General features: G+C 63.7%; 17 protein-coding genes. 13 read left to right on the forward strand and 4 right to left on the reverse strand.

Annotated features, from left to right (window positions below; genetic code table 11):
* Window positions 1-3 precede the first annotated feature (3 nt).
* Window positions 4-1,272: a histidinol dehydrogenase gene (hisD, locus tag ACP15R_RS25260; protein ID WP_424988662.1), complete on the forward strand. Its 1,269-nt coding sequence runs from the start codon at window positions 4-6 to the stop codon at window positions 1,270-1,272.
* A 14-nt stretch (window positions 1,273-1,286) separates the two neighbouring features.
* Here the strand turns inward: hisD and ACP15R_RS25265 are convergent, their stop codons facing one another.
* The 3 genes from ACP15R_RS25265 to ACP15R_RS25275 are packed head-to-tail and all read right to left on the reverse strand — an operon-like array spanning window position 1,287 to window position 4,401.
* Window positions 1,287-2,867 carry a tripartite tricarboxylate transporter permease gene (locus tag ACP15R_RS25265; protein WP_424988663.1) on the reverse strand — a complete coding sequence of 527 codons (1,581 nt, stop codon included), beginning with the start codon at window positions 2,865-2,867 and terminating at the stop codon, window positions 1,287-1,289.
* Window positions 2,864-3,421: a hypothetical protein gene (locus ACP15R_RS25270; protein WP_424988664.1), complete on the reverse strand. Its 558-nt coding sequence runs from the start codon at window positions 3,419-3,421 to the stop codon at window positions 2,864-2,866. Before ACP15R_RS25270 ends, ACP15R_RS25265 begins: the two co-directional genes overlap by 4 nt.
* A 29-nt stretch (window positions 3,422-3,450) precedes the next feature.
* Window positions 3,451-4,401, reverse strand: a complete 951-nt coding sequence (locus ACP15R_RS25275; protein ID WP_424988665.1) for a hypothetical protein — start codon at window positions 4,399-4,401, stop codon at window positions 3,451-3,453.
* A 110-nt stretch (window positions 4,402-4,511) separates the two neighbouring features.
* Between ACP15R_RS25275 and ACP15R_RS25280 the strand changes: the two genes are divergently transcribed.
* The 3 genes from ACP15R_RS25280 to ACP15R_RS25290 are packed head-to-tail and all read left to right on the forward strand — an operon-like array spanning window position 4,512 to window position 7,872.
* Window positions 4,512-5,003 carry a MarR family winged helix-turn-helix transcriptional regulator gene (locus ACP15R_RS25280; RefSeq protein ID WP_424988666.1) on the forward strand — a complete coding sequence of 164 codons (492 nt, stop codon included), beginning with the start codon at window positions 4,512-4,514 and terminating at the stop codon, window positions 5,001-5,003.
* A gap of 3 nt (window positions 5,004-5,006) precedes the next feature.
* Window positions 5,007-6,452, forward strand: a complete 1,446-nt coding sequence (locus tag ACP15R_RS25285; RefSeq protein ID WP_424988667.1) for a sulfatase-like hydrolase/transferase — start codon at window positions 5,007-5,009, stop codon at window positions 6,450-6,452.
* A 34-nt stretch (window positions 6,453-6,486) separates the two neighbouring features.
* On the forward strand, window positions 6,487-7,872 hold the full coding sequence (locus ACP15R_RS25290; protein WP_424988668.1) for an FAD-binding oxidoreductase: 1,386 nt from the start codon (window positions 6,487-6,489) through the stop codon (window positions 7,870-7,872).
* 20 nt (window positions 7,873-7,892) lie between these two features.
* Here the strand turns inward: ACP15R_RS25290 and ACP15R_RS25295 are convergent, their stop codons facing one another.
* Window positions 7,893-8,354, reverse strand: a complete 462-nt coding sequence (locus ACP15R_RS25295; RefSeq protein ID WP_424988669.1) for an Lrp/AsnC family transcriptional regulator — start codon at window positions 8,352-8,354, stop codon at window positions 7,893-7,895.
* A 133-nt stretch (window positions 8,355-8,487) separates the two neighbouring features.
* Between ACP15R_RS25295 and ACP15R_RS25300 the strand changes: the two genes are divergently transcribed.
* The 9 genes from ACP15R_RS25300 to ACP15R_RS25340 all read left to right on the forward strand — a co-directional run.
* Entirely contained in the window at window positions 8,488-9,663 is a 1,176-nt protein-coding gene (locus ACP15R_RS25300) for a thiolase family protein (RefSeq protein ID WP_424988670.1), read from the forward strand.
* A gap of 4 nt (window positions 9,664-9,667) precedes the next feature.
* Window positions 9,668-10,819: an acyl-CoA dehydrogenase family protein gene (locus ACP15R_RS25305; RefSeq protein WP_424988671.1), complete on the forward strand. Its 1,152-nt coding sequence runs from the start codon at window positions 9,668-9,670 to the stop codon at window positions 10,817-10,819.
* On the forward strand, window positions 10,816-11,583 hold the full coding sequence (locus ACP15R_RS25310) for an SDR family NAD(P)-dependent oxidoreductase (RefSeq protein WP_424988672.1): 768 nt from the start codon (window positions 10,816-10,818) through the stop codon (window positions 11,581-11,583). The genes ACP15R_RS25305 and ACP15R_RS25310 overlap by 4 nt, the downstream gene beginning before the upstream one ends.
* On the forward strand, window positions 11,580-12,809 hold the full coding sequence (locus ACP15R_RS25315) for a thiamine pyrophosphate-dependent enzyme (protein WP_424988673.1): 1,230 nt from the start codon (window positions 11,580-11,582) through the stop codon (window positions 12,807-12,809). The genes ACP15R_RS25310 and ACP15R_RS25315 overlap by 4 nt, the downstream gene beginning before the upstream one ends.
* 1 nt (window position 12,810) lies before the next feature.
* Window positions 12,811-13,824, forward strand: a complete 1,014-nt coding sequence (locus tag ACP15R_RS25320; RefSeq protein ID WP_424988674.1) for an alpha-ketoacid dehydrogenase subunit beta — start codon at window positions 12,811-12,813, stop codon at window positions 13,822-13,824.
* Complete coding sequence (locus ACP15R_RS25325) at window positions 13,825-15,099, forward strand: dihydrolipoamide acetyltransferase family protein (protein WP_424988675.1); 1,275 nt, start codon at window positions 13,825-13,827, stop codon at window positions 15,097-15,099.
* Window positions 15,100-15,102: 3 nt separating this feature from the next.
* Window positions 15,103-16,482 (forward strand): dihydrolipoyl dehydrogenase, encoded by a 1,380-nt coding sequence (gene lpdA, locus ACP15R_RS25330; RefSeq protein WP_424988676.1) that lies wholly within the window; start codon window positions 15,103-15,105, stop codon window positions 16,480-16,482.
* A gap of 15 nt (window positions 16,483-16,497) precedes the next feature.
* Entirely contained in the window at window positions 16,498-17,256 is a 759-nt protein-coding gene (locus tag ACP15R_RS25335; protein ID WP_424985798.1) for an electron transfer flavoprotein subunit beta/FixA family protein, read from the forward strand.
* Window positions 17,256-18,160: electron transfer flavoprotein subunit alpha/FixB family protein (locus tag ACP15R_RS25340; protein WP_424988677.1), on the forward strand; the 905-nt coding region annotated here is incomplete at its 3' end. The genes ACP15R_RS25335 and ACP15R_RS25340, both read left to right, overlap by 1 nt.

The following is an 18,160-nucleotide window of genomic DNA, read 5'->3' on the forward strand; positions in this document are numbered from 1 at the left end:
ACCATGGCCATTACCTATCTCAAATCCGCCGACCCTCGCCCGGCTGTGGAAAACAAGGACATTCGCGACATCGTGGCCATCATGCTGGCCAATATCGAGCGTGATGGCGAAGCGGCGGTGCGGGACTACGCGCAAAAGCTCGACGGCTGGAGCGGCGAAATCGTCCTGTCGGACGCCGCCCGCAAGGCCGCCTGTGACCGGGTTCCCGAGAGCCTCAAGGACGACATCCGCTTTGCCCAGACCAATATCCGCCGCTTTGCCGAGGCGCAAAAGGCGACGCTGGGAGAATGCGAGATCGAAGTGATGCCGGGGCTGATCGCCGGGCAAAAGCAAATCCCGGTCTCCAGTGCCGGATGTTATGTGCCCGGTGGCCGCTACAGCCACATCGCCAGCGCGCTGATGACCATCACCACGGCCAAGGTCGCGGGGGTGCAACATATTTCCGCGGTGTCGCCAACGCGCCCCGAAACCGGGATACCGGATGCCATCGTGTTTGCCATGGACCTGTGCGGGGCCGACCTGATCCTGAACCTTGGCGGCGTTCAGGGGATCGCGGCCATGGCGCAGGGGCTGTTTGGCGGCAAACCGGCGGATATCCTTGTCGGCCCGGGCAACAGCTATGTCGCCGAAGCGAAACGGATGCTGTTTGGCGGGGTCGGCATCGACATGTTCGCCGGCCCGACGGATTCGCTGGTCATTGCCGATCACACCGCGTCGGCGGAAACCGTGGCCTGGGACCTGGTCAGCCAGGCGGAACATGGCATGGACAGCCCGGTCTGGCTGGTGGCCACCGACCGGGCGTTGGCCGATGCGGTGCTTGAACGGGTGTCGCGCCTGATCGCGAGCCTGCCCGAACCCAACGCCACCGCCGCGCGCATCGCCTGGGCGGAACGCGCCGACGTGATCCTGTGCGACACCCGCGAAGAGGCGGCACAGGTGGCGGATCGCTATGCGCCCGAACATCTTCAGGTGCTGGCCGAGGATCTCGACTGGTGGCTGGGGCGGCTGTCGGCCTATGGCTCGCTGTTTCTTGGCAAGGAAACCACCGTGGCCTTTGGCGACAAGACATCCGGACCGAACCACGTGCTCCCCACCAGCGGCGCGGCGCGGTATACGGGCGGGCTGTCGGTGCACAAATTCACCAAGACCGTGACCTGGCAACGCTGCAACGCCGACGCCTCGCATGAACTGGCCCTGCGCACCGCGCGGATCAGCCGGATGGAAGGGATGGAAGGGCACGCCCGCGCCGCCGAACTGCGCCTGCGCCCCTGATCCCTGCCCCGGGGCTATTTCCTGCGCATCAGGAACACGATCACCACGGCGGTTGCGATCAAGAGGCCAACCGCCACCGGGCTGCGCAGCAGAAAGAACGGATCACCGCCCGAGGCTCCAAAGGCCTGCCGCGCGGTGTTTTCCAGCGGACCGGCCAGGATGAAGGCGATGACAAAGGGCAGGATCGAGATTTCCAATACCCGCAGGAAAAAGCCGAGAAACCCGAACAGGATCGCGATCCACAAGGCGGTCAGGCTGGTTTCCTGAACGTAGATCGCGGTCAGCGTCACCAACAGCACCACCGGCAACAGGATGCGGTTCGGCACCCGCGCCATGACCCCCATTCCGCGCATGAACACGCCGCCGATCGTCCAGTTGAGCAAGTTGCCAAGCGCCATCAGGGTAAACAGGCCAAAGGCGATCACCAGCTCAGGGTTGATCTGGGGCGCGGTAAAGGTGAAAACCGAAGGCCCCGGATTGAAACCGCCGATACTGTCCGCCGCGAGGATCAGGAAAACCGCGGCGGCATTGCCCGGAATGCCCAGCGACAGGACCGGGATCAGGTTGGCACCGGACACCGCGGAATTGGCCGCTTCGGTCGCCGCGATCCCTTCGGGAATGCCGTCGCCAAAGCTCTTGGCGTCGGGGGCCTTGCGCGCATCGTGCACGCGTTTGCCGATGGTATAGCCCAGCGTCGCCGCCAGCGTCGATCCAACCCCCGGCAGCGCGCCGATCACGCAACCGATCATCGATGATCTGCCGATAAAGGGCAAGGTACGCCGCAGGTCGCCGGGGCGCAGCCCATCGGGTTCATGCTCGGCCTCGCGAATGTCGGCGGACGTGTCGCGCAGCCCCGACCACATCGAAAAAATCGCCATATAGACTTCGCCCAGGATCAGCACGCCCAGCACGGCGGCAATCAGCGGAAACCCCTCGGACAGCGCATCGATGCCCATCGTCATGCGCGGATGAAACGTGTTGCCGGTGGCGACAAAGGCAGCGATCAGCCCGAGGCTGACCGAGATCAGGCCCTTGGCCACCGATTTCCCCATCACCGAGGCAATGAAAGACAGCGACAGGATGATCAACGCGGTCTTTTCCGGCAGGTCCAGCACCGATTCAACCATCACCGCCAGGAACGGCGCACAGACAAACAGCACGATATCCGAAATCGTGTCGCCCGACACCGACGAGAAATGCGCGATCTTGAGCGCCCGCTTGGGGGTGCCGCGCAGGGTCATCGGATACCCGTCAAGCGTGGTCATGAAGGCATCCGGCGTGCCCGGCGTGTTGAACAGGATGGCCGGCACCGCGCCGCCGACAGTGGCGCCCTTCATGATCCCGATCAGGAAGGCAAAGACCGGCAGCAGCGCATCCGCCGAGACGCCGAACACCGACAGCAGGATCGGCAAGGACACCGCCATCGCCATCGGCCCCGCAAGCCCCGGTGTGGCCCCGACGGCAATCCCGGTCAGCAGGCCGAAAAACAGCATCACCAGCGCCGTGGGAACGCCGATCCCGGCGATGTCAAACAGCGCCGGTCCGGTAAACACGGACAACACGCCAAGCCAGACATAGTGGAGAATCTCTGTCATACGTCACCATTTGGAGGCAGGAGCAGGTCTTCGAAAGGCAGGTCATAGATCGCGATCATCACCAGCGCCGCCGCCAGTCCGACCAGGAAGAACACCGGCCGGACCTGGCGGCTGGCGAGGCAGATGAATCCACCGACCAACAGGCAGCCCCCGGCGAGAAAGCCGAGATATTTCCACGGCACGGTATCGCGCAAGTCGCGATAGCTGATGCCCTCGCCCTGTATCATCGTCACGAGGATCGGCCCGGTCCAGCGCATCACCGCAAGCGAGATTGCAAAGACCGCAAAGGCGATCATGGCAAATCCCGCGTGACGCGCCGTGATGGCGGGCCCGCCAGGTTTCGAACGGCTCTCAAGCAACAGGAGCAGGCCCGAGAACACCAGCAGGGAAAAGCCAACCGTCGGCGCAAAGGCGTCACCGATGCTGAACTTGCCGCGCGACTTGACGACGATCCCCGAGCCGGTATCGGCGGGAAGCCAGAACAGGATGGCCAGCACACCCGCCAACACGACAAGCAGCCCGAGAACGATTTCCGGTTTGAGTCTGTCAGGCATCGAATTGACCCCTTTCGATCAGAACGCGGTTATTCCGACACCGCCTGAAGCAGCCCCTGGGACTCTTCGACCGCCGTCGCCATCAGCGCATCAAGCTCGGCCCCGGTGATGACGGTCGGTCCACCGAACCCTTTGGTCACCAGCTTGGCCGCATCGGTTTCCGGGTCGTTCAACACGTCGGCAATGGCTGCCCCGATGGCCTCGCGCGCGGCGGGGTCCATGTTTCCGGGGGCCAGGAACATGAAATAGCCGTCCAGGTAATATTTGCTGCCCAGGTCAACGATCGACGGGGCATCCGGAGATTCGCGGAGCGGCGTTGCAATGGCGGTGGCAATGTTCACCATCTCGCCCTGCGTCACGGGCTTGGCCTGGGCTCCGGCAACCCAACCGATATCGATGTCACCGGCGCGCATGCCATTCATGATGGCCTTGCCGCCCTTGACCGAGACGATGTTGAAATCAATGCCGCTTTCCAGGCCAAAGAGATAGGCCAGATCGCCCTGCCGTGTCGTCGCGGTGCCAAAACGAATGGCGGTTCCGGCCTGGGAAGCGGCCTTGACCTTGTCCCAGCTGTCGAAATCGCCACCTGCCATGGCAACCAGCCCCGCCTGGAACGCGGCGGTCGTGGCCAGCGGCGTGAAATCCCCCGCCGACAGTCCGCTGCCCGCGGCGGCGAGCAGGTTATAAGACAGCGTCTCGGTGATCCCCATGCCAATGGCGGTGCCGTCGGCGGGTTCCTTGCTGAGTGCGGTCAACAGGTTCAGCCCGCTATTGCCGGTGGCCTGCTCGGGGATCACGGTCCAGCCGGTCCGGGCCTCGATCGCCTCGGCAATCAGACGGGCCTGGGTGTCGGCGCCGCCACCGGCGGCAAAACCGATCATCAGCTTGATCGGGCCGGGCGGCGTCCATCCCTCCGCAAGGGCGGCCAACGGCGTCAACATCATCACAGACAGGGCAGCGCAGGTTTTCAGGATTCGCATGGGTTTTCCTCCTCTGATGCCAATCGAATCGCAGAAAGAGGTGGAAAAGTCAACGATAAGGTTGACATTTCCACTAACCCGGACAATTCTGGCGGCAAGAGAGGTGCACAATGACCACGATTCCTTCTGACGGTGCGATTGACCTGGATTTGCCGCTGTCGTTTCAGATCGCGCAGCTTCACTCCGCGCTGAATGCGCAGGCAAAAGCGATCATCTCGCGGCATGGCGATCTCAACCTGGCCCAATGGCGCATCATCCGGCTGGTGGCATGGGGAATCGCCGACACGACCACCTCGGTTCGCAAGGCCGCCGGCATCGACAAGAGCCAGTTCAGCAAGACCCTGAGCGTGCTTGTCGAGCAAGGATACGCGCGCAGCCTTCCCTATGAGAACGACAAGCGCCAGCACCGTATCGAACTTACGGAAAAGGGCCGTCTGGCACATGACAGGCTGGGCCCCGAGCTTGATGCCCGTCAAAAGCACCTGCTCGCCGCGCTGAGCCCCGAAGCACAATCGGTCCTGCATGACGCCATCAAGGCGCTGGCCAAGGCCGCCGAGAAAACCGACTTTGGCATTGCCGCCGAACCCTCCGAGAAAGCCTGACGAATGACCAAAACGCCCAATCTGCTTGTGATCCTGTCTGACCAACACCAGGCGCGCGCCATGTCCTGCGCCGGGCACCCTGTGGCGCAAACGCCCAACCTTGACGCGCTGGCCGCGCGGGGAACCCGGTTTACCAACGCCTATACGCCCTCACCGATCTGCGTACCGGCGCGGGCGGCCTTTGCCACCGGGCGCTACGTGCACGATATCGGTTGCTGGGACAACGCGATGCCCTATACCGGCACGCCGCGCGGCTGGGGCCATGCGTTGCAGGACAAGGGCGTGCGTGTCGAATCCATCGGCAAGCTGCACTACCGCAAGGATGACGACGACGCCGGTTTCGACGTGTCACATATCGCCATGCAGGTCGTTGACGGGGTTGGCATGGTCTGGGGCTCTCTGCGCAAGGAAGAGGATCGCGTCTTTCACCAAGGCGTGCGGATGATGGGCGACTATATCGGCCCCGGCGAGAGCAATTACACCCGGTATGACCGGGCAGTGACCGACCGGACCTGTGACTGGCTGGCCGGCGCGCGCGATGACGATGAACCCTGGTGCCTTTATGTGGGGCTGGTCGCACCGCATCACCCGCTGGTGGCGCCACAGGAATTCTATGATCTCTACCCGCTCGACACCCTGCCCGCCGACAAGCTGCACCCGCGTGACGGATATCGCCAGCACCCCTGGATCGAGAAACAGGCCGCGTCGATGATTGCCGAGGACGGCTGGAAAGACGAAGAGGAACGCCGCACCGCGATCGCCGCCTATTACGGGCTGACAAGCTGGATGGACCATAATGTCGGCCGGATTGTCGAGGCGCTCAGGGCCAGCGGACAGTTTGACGACACCACCATCATCTATTCCAGCGATCACGGCGAGAACCTTGGCGTGCGCGGGCTATGGGGCAAGATGAACATGTACGAGGAATCCGCCGGTATTCCGCTGATTGTTGCCCCCGCGCCCAGCACCGCGCCCGCCGGGGGAGAGGTTTGCGCCACCACCGCCTCGCTGCTGGATGTTTCGGAAACCATCATCGACCATTTCGACGCAACCCTGCCCGGCGAACGGCCGGCGCGGTCGCTCTATGACATCGCGCGCCAAGAAAACGATACCGATCGCGCCGTACTCAGCGAATATCACGCGATCGGCGCGGTCTCGGGGGCGTTCATGCTGCGCAAGGGAGACTGGAAGCTGATCGAATATGTTGGCTTTGACCCGGAACTGTTCAACCTGCGCGAAGACCCGGAAGAAACCGTCAACCTTGCCCAGGACCCCCGCCATGCCGATACTCTGAGCGCGCTGCGTGACGAACTCGGGAAAATCTGCGACCCGCAGGCGGTCAATGCTCGGGCCTTTGCCGATCAGGAAACGATGATCGAGGGGTATGGGGGCAAGGCCATTGCCGCAACGATGGGCGCGCCATCGGCAACCCCGCCGCCCGAACTCTGACAGCCGCACCGACACATGAAACGAGGGGACTGACGTGACTCAGGACAAGACCGCTATTGCCATCGCCGCCTTGAAAGACCTGCTGGGAGACCGCCTGTCGACCGGCGAATCGATCCGGGAAATTCACGGCCGGGACGAAGCCTATTCGGAACCCGCCCTGCCCGACGCCGTGGTGTTTCCCGAAAACACCCAGGAGGTTTCGGCGATCATGAAAATCTGCTCGGGCCATGGCGTGCCGGTGGTGCCTTTTGGTATCGGCACCTCGCTTGAAGGTCACGTCATCCCCGTCCGTGGCGGCATCAGCGTTGATACCAGCCGCATGAACAAGGTTCTCGAAATCCACGAAAGCGACCTGGACGCGGTGGTCCAGCCGGGGGTCACGCGGACCCAGCTCAACGATGACCTGCGGGCCACCGGCCTGATGTTCACGGTCGACCCCGGCGCGGATGCCACCCTGGGCGGGATGGCCGCCACCCGGGCCTCGGGCACCAATACCGTGCGCTATGGCACGATGCGCGAAAACGTCATGGCGCTCGAGGTCGTGCTGCCCGATGGAACGGTGATCAACACCGGCTCGCGGGCGCGCAAATCCTCGGCGGGCTATGACCTGACGCATCTGTTTGTCGGCTCCGAGGGAACGCTTGGCATCATCACCGAACTGACCGTGCGCCTGTTTGGCCAGCCTGACACGATCCTTGCGGCCACCTGCGCCTTTGAAACGGTCGACGATGCGGTGAACACGGTGATCATGGCGATCCAGATTGGCATCCCCATGGCCCGGATCGAATTGCTGGACGATGTGCAGATGAAAGGGATGAATATCTATAATCCCGACCTGAACCTGCCGGAAAAACCGCATCTTTTCCTCGAGTTCCACGGCTCGGAAGCCGGGGTCAGGGAACAGGTCGAACTGTTCGAGAGCGTGGGTGGGGAATTCGGCGTTTCCGGGTTCCAATGGGCCACCAGGGCCGAAGACCGCAACCGGCTCTGGACCGCGCGGCACAATGCCTATTATGCCGGAAAATCCCTGCGCCAGGGCTGCGAAGGCGTTGTCACCGATTGTTGTGTGCCGATCTCGGCCCTGGCCGATTGCATCGCCCGCACCAAGGCGCTGATTGCCGAGGCCGGGATGATCGCCCCGATTGTCGGACATGTGGGCGACGGCAATTTCCACCTGCTGATCCTGTTCGATCCCAATGACCCGGATGAGCTGACCCGCGCCAAGACGCTCGCCGCCGAGGTCAACCACGTTGCCCTTTCCTTTGGCGGAACGGTCACTGGCGAACATGGCGTGGGCATCGGCAAAAAGAAATACATGGCCGATGAACACGGCGCCGCCTATGCGCTCATGGCGACGCTGAAACGCGCGGTGGATCCGGACAATATCATGAATCCGGGCAAGATCGTTGAAATCAACTGACCCTGCGCATGAATATTGCGTCAGATCGGTAGGGCCGTGGTCTTTTTGACCACGTCCAGAATCACCGAGCTTTCCATCTCCTGAACGCCCGGCATCGTCACCAGCTTGTCCTGAACAAGCGCCTGGTAATGATCGATATCACGCACCACGATATGCAGGTGATAGTCGAACCCCCCAAGCAACAGGACAGCATACTGGATTTCCGGAACCGCGCGAATTTCGCGTTTGAACGCCTCCAACGCCTTCCTGTCATGCTTGTTCAGCTTGACCCGCGCCACCACGAGCATGTTGAATCCAAGCCGCCTGCGGTCCAGATCGACATTCTTGCCACGGATGATTCCGAGTTCTTGCAGATGATTGATCCTGCGCGAACAGGGCGATTGCGACAGCCCCACCCGCTCGGCGATTTCGGTGACCGTGCGGCTGCCATCAGCCTGCATCGCCCGAAGTATGCGCATGTCCGTTTCATCCAGATCAAGCATGATTTAGCCCCGATTTTAAATATTCGTCGCTGAACCATGCAAAACTTTGCCGGATATGTCCACCTTTGGAATACCTAGCCCCGACCGGCATGGCATAGTGCCCCACAAGTTTCAGACAGCCAGGGGGAGTCCGATGGCAGAGGTTGTTATCGTCGGTGCGAAACGCACGCCGATGGGTGGTTTTCAGGGTGAATTGAGTAACGTAACCGCAACCGAACTGGGGGCGGCGGCAATTCGCGGCGCCCTTGCAGAGGCCGGCACACCGGGTTCCGCCGTGGACGAGACCCTGATGGGTATCGTGCTGCCCGCGGGTGTTGGACAGGCCCCGGCGCGGCAGGCCAGCCTGGGTGCCGGATTGCCGCTGGCGACACCCGCCACCGCGATCAGCAAGGTCTGCGGGTCCGGCATGCAGGCGGTGATCCAGGGCTGCAACCAGATCGGTTCGGGCCATAGCAATATCGTGGTTGCGGGCGGCATGGAAAGCATGTCCAACGCGCCCTACCTGTCGCCGAACACGCGTTCGGGCGCGCGGCTGGGGCATGTGGGGCTGGTCGATCACATGTTCCTGGACGGGCTCGAAGATGCCTATGAAGGCGGGTTGATGGGCAGCTTTGCAGAAAACTGCGCCGACAAGTACCAGTTCAGCCGCGAGGCACAGGACGAATACGCCATCGCCTCGCTCAAACGGGCGCTGAGCGCCTCGGAGAACGGCATCCTTGCCGCCGAAATCACTCCGGTCACCGTCAAGTCGCGCAAGGGGTCGGTCACCATCGAAACCGACGAACAGCCGCGCAATGCCCGGCCCGACAAGATTCCGACACTGAAGCCCGCCTTTGCCAAGGACGGCACCGTCACGGCGGCAAACGCATCGTCGATCTCGGACGGGGCGGCGGCGCTGGTGCTGGCGGCGCGCGATGTGGCCGCAGCCGAAGGCTATCCGATCCGCGCCAAGATCGTCGGTTTCTCCGGCCATGCGCAAGAGCCGGGCTGGTTCACCACCGCGCCTGTCGCCGCCGCGCAAAAGCTGCTGGATCGCATCGGCTGGTCGGTTGACGACGTGGACCTGTGGGAGGTCAACGAGGCCTTTGCCGTGGTCGCCATGGCCTTCATGCAGGATCTGGGCATCGATCACGACCGCATGAACGTCAATGGCGGAGCCTGCGCCCTTGGCCATCCCATCGGAGCCTCGGGCGCGCGCATCCTCGTGACCCTGCTGAGCGCGCTCGAGCAGCGCGACGCCAGGCGCGGCATCGCCGCGATCTGCATCGGCGGCGGCGAAGCGCTTGCCGTCGCGATTGAAAGGGAGTGATCCGATGTCGGGAATCCTGACCGAAGAACAGTCCATGATCCGCGACATGGCGCGCCAGTTTTCCCAGGAAAAACTGGCACCCGGCGCGGCAGACCGCGAAGCGGCGGGCCAGATCGAGGCCGAAATCATCGGCGAGATGGGCCAGCTTGGCTTTCTCGGCATGACCGTGCCCGATGAGATGGGCGGCGCGGGGGCCGATTACGTGTCTTATGCGCTTGCCCTGATGGAAATCGCGGCGGGTGACGGTGCTGTGTCGACCATGATGTCAGTGCATAACGCCCCGTTCTGCGCGATCCTGCAAAAATACGCCTCGGCCGAACAACAGGAAGCTTGGTTGAAACCGGCGGCACAGGGGGCGTTCATCGGGTGTTTCGCCCTGACCGAACCAAGCACGGGAACCGATGCCGCCGCAATCCGTGCGCGCGCCACGCGCAGCAATGACGGCTATGTGCTGAACGGCTCGAAACAGTTCATCACCTCGGCCCGGATCGGTGGGGCCACGATCGGCTTTGCGGTCACTGACCCAGACGCTGGCAAAAAGGGCATCTCCGCGTTCTATTTCGAACAGGGCACGCCCGGCTATATCGTCGCCGAACCGGAAAAGAAGCTGGGCCAGAAGGCATCCGACACCTGCGCCCTGACCTTTGAGGACATGCAGCTCGACAAGGCTGCGTTGATTGGCGAAGAGGGCCAGGGCCTGTCTATCGCGCTGTCGTCGCTCGAAGCCGGACGCATCGGCATCGCCTCGCAATCGGTGGGCATGGCGCAGGCGGCGCTGGACTATGCGGTTGACTATGCGCTGGAACGCACGGCGTTCGGCAAGCCGATCTTTGACCATCAGGCCGTGGCCTTCCGCCTGGCCGACATGGATGCCCAGATCGAAGCGGCACGGCAGCTGGTGCTGCACGCCGCGCGGCTCAAGGACCTGGGCCAGCCCTGCCTGCGCGAAGCCTCGATTGCCAAGCTGACCGCCAGCCAGATGGCCGAGCGGGTGGTGTCGGACGCGATCCAGACGCTTGGCGGCTATGGCTACCTGTCCGAATTCCCACTTGAACGCATCTATCGCGACGTGCGCGTGTGCCAGATCTACGAAGGCACTTCGGACGTTCAGCGCATCAACATCTCACGCGATCTGAAACGGAGGTATCAGCGATGAAGATCGGCGAAACCACACCCGCCATCATCACGGGCGGGGCCTCGGGGCTTGGTGCCGCGGTGGCCACGGCCCTGCGCGGCCAGAATGTCCCGGTTGGCATTCTCGACATGAACGCCGATTCCGGTGCCGCATTTGCCGCCGAGATCGGCGCGAGCTTTGCGCAATGCGACATTTCCGATGCCGGTGCGGTTGCGACCGCCCTCGCCCAGCTGCGCGATGCGCAGGGGCAGGAACGCATCTGTGTCAATTGCGCGGGCATCGCCCCCGCCGCCAAGACCGTGTCACGCGGCGCGGCACATGATCCGGACCTTTATGCCAAGGTGGTCGGCGTCAACCTGATCGGTACGTTCAACGTCGCGACGCAATCGGCGCTTGGCATGTCGGCGGCGCATCCGCTGAACCAGGATAACGAGCGCGGGGTCATCATCAACACCGCCTCGATCGCCGCCTATGAAGGCCAGATGGGCCAGCTTGCCTATGCCTCGTCCAAGGCGGGTGTGGTCGGGCTGACGCTGCCGATGGCGCGCGATCTCGCCAAGAGCGGCATCCGTGTCGTCGCCATCGCGCCCGGCATCTTTGCCACCCCGATGGTCACCGCGTTCCCGCAAGAGGTACAGGACGCGCTGGCGCAGACCTCGGAGTTCCCGCAACGGCTTGGCCGGGTCGAGGAATTTGCCGATCTCGCGCTGCATATCGCGGGGAACACCATGCTGAACGGCGAAGTCATCCGCCTGGATGCGGGCACAAGGATGCAGGCGAAATGACCACCAAGCTCAACTTTCCCCATCCGCCGGCGCGACCCAACGAGGCCCCGGACTTCTCGGCGCTCGACATTCCGCCCGCCGGCGCTTTGGATGTGCCGCCGCTGGACATCACGGCCAATGACAGCCGCGATTACTCCAACGGCCTGATCCGCGTGCTGAATGACGAGGGCAAGGCCGTCGGACCCTGGGCCGATTACATCGCGGACCTGGACTCCGAAGCGCTGTTGCAGGGCCTGCGCGACATGCTCCGGATGCGCGCCCTGGACAAGCGCATGTTGAATGCGCAACGCCAGGGCAAGACCTCGTTCTACCTGCAATGCACCGGAGAAGAGGCCATCGGCTGCGGCTTTCAGCGCCAGCTTGCCAAGGGCGACATGAACTTCCCGACCTATCGGCAGCAAAGCCTGCTGATCGCCGCGGACTTCCCGCTCGAAGCCCTGATGGGCCAGCTTTATTCCAACGATCTCGACCCGCTGGAAGGACGGCAATTGCCGATCATGCATTCCTCGCGCGAGCATGGGTTTTTCAGCATCTCCGGCAACCTGGGCACCCAGTACATCCAGGCGGTCGGCTGGGCGATGGCAAACGCGCTGAGCGACAATGGCCAGATCGCGGCGGCCTGGATCGGCGATGGCGCAACCGCGTCCAACGACTTTCACGCCGCGCTGCTGACCGCTTCTGTCTACCGGCCCCCGGTGATCCTGAACATCGTCAACAACCAATGGGCGATCTCGACCTATACCGGCGTCGCTACCGGCGGCTCGCGCACCTATGCATCCCGCGCGCGGGGCTATGGCATCCCGGCGCTTCGGGTTGACGGCAACGACTATCTCGCGGTGGCGGCAGCGTCGAAATGGGCCGTGGAACGCACGCGGGCCGGGCACGGACCGGTGGCGATCGAATGGTTTACCTATCGTGTTGCCGCGCATTCCACCTCGGACGACCCGTCGGCCTATCGCCCCAAGGACGAGGCCAAGGCCTGGCCGCTGGGCGACCCGATCGACCGGCTCAAGGCGCATCTGGTGCTGCGCGGCGACTGGTCCGACGAACGCCATGTACAGACCGAGGCCGAGATCCTGGACGGTGTGACCGCCATCCAGAAAGAGGTCGAAAGCCACGGGACATTCGTGAACCCGAAACCGACATCGCCCTCGACGATCTTCAAAGGTGTCTACGCGGACATGCCCGAGCACCTGCGCCGCCAACGCCAGGAAATGGGGTACTGACATGCCAAGAATGACAATGATCGAAGCCCTGCGCGACGCCATGGATGTCAAGCTGAGCCAGGATCCCAAGGTTCTGGTCTTTGGCGAGGATGTCGGCTATTTCGGCGGCGTGTTCCGTTGCACCGCCGGGCTTCAGGCCAAGCATGGCGAAAACCGGGTGTTTGACACCCCCATCAACGAAAGCGCCATCGTCGGCATGGCGGTCGGCATGGCCGCGCAGGGCATGCGCCCCTGTGCCGAGGTGCAGTTCGCGGACTACGTCTATCCCGCCTATGACCAGATCACCCAGGAGGCGGCGCGTCTGCGTCACCGCTCGAACGAGATGTTCACCTGCCCTCTGGTGGTGCGGATGCCCACGGGCGGCGGCATTTTCGGCGGCCAGACCCACAGCCAGAGCCCCGAGGCGCTGTTCACCCATGTCGCCGGGCTCAAGGTGGTGATCCCCTCGACCCCCTATGACGCCAAGGGCCTGCTGATCGCTGCCATCGAAGACCCGGACCCGGTGATTTTCCTGGAACCCAAGCGGCTCTATAACGGCCCGTTCTATGGCGATCACTCGGGCAAATCGGTGGGCTGGGCCAAGCACCCGGCGGGCGAGGTGCCCGAGGGCCACTACAGCATCGAGCTGGGCAAGGCGGATATCCGCCGCGCGGGGTCGGATGTGACCATCCTCGCCTATGGCACCATGGTCTACGTGGCCGAGGCCGCCGTCGAAAAATCGGGCATCGATGCCGAGATCATCGACCTGCGCAGCCTGTTGCCGCTGGATCTGGAAACCATCAAGGCGTCGGTCGAAAAGACCGGTCGCTGTGTGGTGATCCACGAGGCCACGCGCACCAGCGGCTTTGGCGGCGAATTGATCGCCGAGGTTCAGGAAGCCTGTTTCTGGCACCTGAAATCACCGCTGCAACGGGTCACCGGCTGGGATGCGCCCTATCCGCACGCTACCGAGTGGGACTATTTCCCGGGTCCGGATCGGGTGATCCGCGCCCTTCAGAAAGCGATGGAGGACTGAATGAACATTCTTTCCGTAAAACTGCCTGACGTGGGCGAAGGTGTGACCGAGGCCGAGCTGGCGGAATGGAACGTCAAGGTCGGCGACGTGGTCAAGGAAGACGACGTTATCGCCGCCGTCATGACCGACAAGGCAACCGTCGAAATCCCCTCGCTCTATGATGGCAAGATCACCTGGATCGCGGGCGAAGTCGGCGACATCCTCGCCGTCGGCTCCGACCTCGTGCGCATCGAAACCGATGCCGAAGCGGTGGCCGAGACCAGCACGGCAGCGGAACCGGCGGACGACACGCCCGAGCCCGCCCCGGACGCCAAGGCACCCGAGGCATCCCCGGTGGCACCGGTAACACCCGCCGCTCCGACCACGTTGGCCCGTTCGGCACCGCCGCGCGCCGAAGGCATCGCGCCGCTGGCCTCGCCTTCGGTGCGCGCCCGGGCGCGCAAGGGTGGCATCGACCTGCGCCAGGTTCACGGAACCGGCCCCGCAGGGCGCATCACCCAGCAGGATCTCGACACGGTCTTCGCCCAGCCGCCACAGCCCGCCACGCAAGGCGGCGGCACCGGGCGCGTCGCCCGCACCGGAACCGAGGAAATCAAGGTCATCGGCATGCGCCGCAAGATCGCCGAACGCATGGCGCTGGCGAATGCGCGGATCCCGCATATCACGGTGGTCGAAGAGGTGGACGTCACCGGGCTGGAAGATCTGCGCGCCAACATGAATGCCCGGCGCGGCGACAAACCCAAGCTGACGGTGCTGCCCTTTATCGCCGCGGCCCTGTCCAGGGCGGTTGTGGATCACCCCGAGATGAATGCCCATTACATGGATGATGACGGCATCGTCATTCGCCACGCGGGGGTCAATATCGGTATGGCGACGATGACCGATGCGGGGCTGGTGGTGCCGGTTCTGCGGCATGTCGAAAGCCTTGGCCTGTTTCAGACCGCCGCCGAGATCTCGCGCCTGTCCGAAGCGGCGCGCACCGGCAAGGCCAAGCGCGATGAGCTGACCGGATCGACCATCACCATCACCTCGCTCGGCCCGCTGGGTGCGCTTGCCACCACGCCGATCATCAACCACCCCGAAGTCGCCATTCTTGGCGTGAACAAGATGGCCACCCGCCCGATGTGGGACGGCAGCCAGTTCGTGCCGCGCAAGATGATGAACATTTCGGCCAGCTTCGATCACCGCGTGATCGACGGCTGGGACGCGGCGGTGTTCGTGCAGCGCATCAAGACCCTGCTGGAAACCCCGGCCCTGATCTTTATGGAGGAGTGATCCATGAATACCGAAACCTGCAAGCTGCTGATCATCGGCGCGGGCCCGGGCGGCTATGTCTGTGGCATCCGCGCGGGGCAGTTGGGCATCGATACGATCGTGGTCGAGGGCAACAAACCCGGCGGCACCTGCCTGAACGTGGGCTGTATCCCGTCCAAGGCGCTGATCCACGCCGCCGATGAATTCGCCAAGGTGGCACATTTCACCGGCGATAACGACCTGGGCATCGCAACCGCGACCCCGACCATCGACATGGCAAAAACGGTGGCCTGGAAGGACGGGATCGTCAAACGGCTGACCACCGGGGTATCCGGGCTGCTGAAAAAGGCCAGGACGCGCACGGTCTCGGGCAATGCGCAGATCATCGACGGCAAGACCGTCGAGGTCGCCACCGCCGAGGGGCCGCTGCGGATAACTTGCGAAAACCTCGTGATCGCAACCGGTTCGCGCCCCTTCGAGCTGCCCTTCCTGCCCTTTGGCGGTCCGGTGATTTCATCGACCGAAGCCCTGGATCTGCAAGAGGTTCCGCAAAAGCTGACCGTGGTTGGCGGCGGCTATATCGGGCTGGAGATCGGCACCGCCATGGCCAAGCTTGGCGCGGCTGTCACGGTGGTCGAGGCCGCCGACCGGATTCTGCCGCAATATGATGCCGAACTGACCAAACCGGTGCTGAACCGGCTCAAGGCGCTTGGCATCACGTTGCACCTGTCCGCCAAGGCCAGGGGTCTGTCCGAGGACGGCAACGCCCTGCTCACGGAAACGCAGGATGGCGCGCTGGAAATCCCGTCCGACAAGATCCTCGTGACCGTCGGCCGCGCCCCGGTGACACAGGGCTTTGGTCTCGATGACCTGGGCCTGACGATGAACGGCCCGTTTGTGGCAATCGACGATCACTGCGCCACCTCGATGCGCGGCGTCTATGCCATCGGCGACGTGACCGGCGATCCGATGCTGGCCCACCGCGCCATGGCGCAAGGCACGATCGTTGCCGAACATATCGCGGGACAACCCTCGGTTTGGGACAAGCGCGCCATTCCCGCGGTGTGCTTTACCGACCCCGAGATCGTCACGGTCGGCGCCCTGCCCGGCGACATCGATGGGGCGCGAACCGCATTGTTTCCCTTTGCCGCCAATGGCCGTTCGATGACCATGGAGCGCGATGACGGATTCGTCCGCATTGTCCATGATCCGGAAACCGAGCTGGTGCTTGGGCTGCACGCGGTCGGCGCGAGCGTTTCCGAACTCTCGGGCGAATTTGCCCTGGCAATCGAGATGGGCGCGACCCTGACCGATATCGCGGCAACCATCCACGCCCATCCCACCTTGTCCGAGACGGTTCAGGAAACTGCCCTGAAATCGCTCGGCAAGGCTCTGCACATCTAACAAGGAGAGACGCATATGAAGGTATTGGTGCCTGTCAAGCGCGTGATTGACTATAACGTCAAGGTTCGAGTGAAGGCGGACGGAAGCGGTGTTGATCTTGCGAATGTCAAGATGTCGATGAACCCGTTTGACGAGATTGCGGTGGAAGAGGCGATCCGTTTGAAGGAAGCGGGCCAGGCGGATGAGATCGTGGCGGTTTCGATCGGTGTCAAGCAGAGCCAGGAGACGCTGCGCACGGCGTTGGCGATGGGGGCGGACCGGGCGATCCTGGTGGTGGCCGCGGATGACGTTCACAGCGATATCGAGCCGCTGGCGGTGGCCAAGATCCTCAAGGCGATCGTGGATGAAGAGCAGCCCGGCCTGGTGCTCTGTGGCAAGCAGGCGATCGACAACGACATGAACGCCACCGGTCAGATGCTGTCGGCGCTGCTGGGCTGGAGCCAGGGCACCTTTGCCTCCGAGCTTGGCATCGATGGCGACAGCGCGGTGGTGACCCGCGAGGTGGATGGCGGCCTGCAGACCATCAAGGTCAGGATGCCGGCGATCATCACCGTGGACCTGCGCCTGAACGAGCCGCGCTATGCCAGCCTGCCCAACATCATGAAGGCCAAGAAAAAGCCGCTGGATGAAAAGACGGCGGCGGATTACGGCGTCGACGTGGCGCCGCGCCTGTCGATCGTCAAGACCGCCGAGCCCGAGGCCCGCGCCGCGGGGATCAAGGTGGGTTCGGTGGACGAGCTGGTTGCGAAACTCAAGGAAGTGGGGGCTGTATAATGGCTGTACTTTTGCTTGCCGAGGTTACGGATGGCGAACTGGCGCTGGACGCGACGGCAAAGGCGGTGACCGCCGCAACCATGCTGGGCGATGTGACCGCGCTGTGCTGTGGCGCCTCAGCCGCCGCCGCGGGTGAGGCCGCCGCGAAGATCGCGGGGGTATCCAGGGTTCTGGTGGCCGAGGATGCCAGCCTGGGCCACCGCCTGGCCGAATCGACGGCAGCGTTGATTGCCAGCTTGGCCGGAGAGTATGAACATATCGTTGCCCCGGCCACGACCGACGCCAAGAACGTGATGCCGCGGGTGGCCGCGCTGTTGGACGTGATGGTGATTTCCGACGTTTCCGGGGTTGTCGACGGCGACACGTTCGAGCGCCCGATCTATGCGGGCAACGCGATCCAGACGGTGAAATCGGGCGATGCGAAAAAGGTCGTGACGATCCGCACCTCGACCTTTGACGCGGCGGGTGACGGCGGGTCGGCCACGGTTGCGACCGTGTCGGCGGCGGCGGATCCGGGCCTGTCGGAATGGGTCGAGGACAAGGTTGCCGAGAGCGATCGCCCCGAGCTGACCTCGGCGGGGGTGGTGGTTTCCGGCGGCCGCGGCGTCGGCTCGCAAGAGGATTTCGCGCTGATCGAGAGCCTCGCCGACAAGCTGGGCGCCGCCGTCGGAGCCTCGCGCGCGGCGGTCGATTCGGGCTATGCGCCGAACGACTGGCAGGTGGGCCAGACCGGCAAGGTCGTCGCCCCCGATCTCTATGTCGCGATCGGCATCTCGGGCGCCATCCAGCACCTCGCCGGCATGAAAGACAGCAAGATCATCGTCGCCATCAACAAGGACGAAGAGGCCCCGATCTTCCAGGTCGCCGATTTCGGCCTCGTCGCCGACCTCTTCACAGCCGTCCC

This window comes from Microbulbifer sp. S227A (assembly GCF_049800935.1).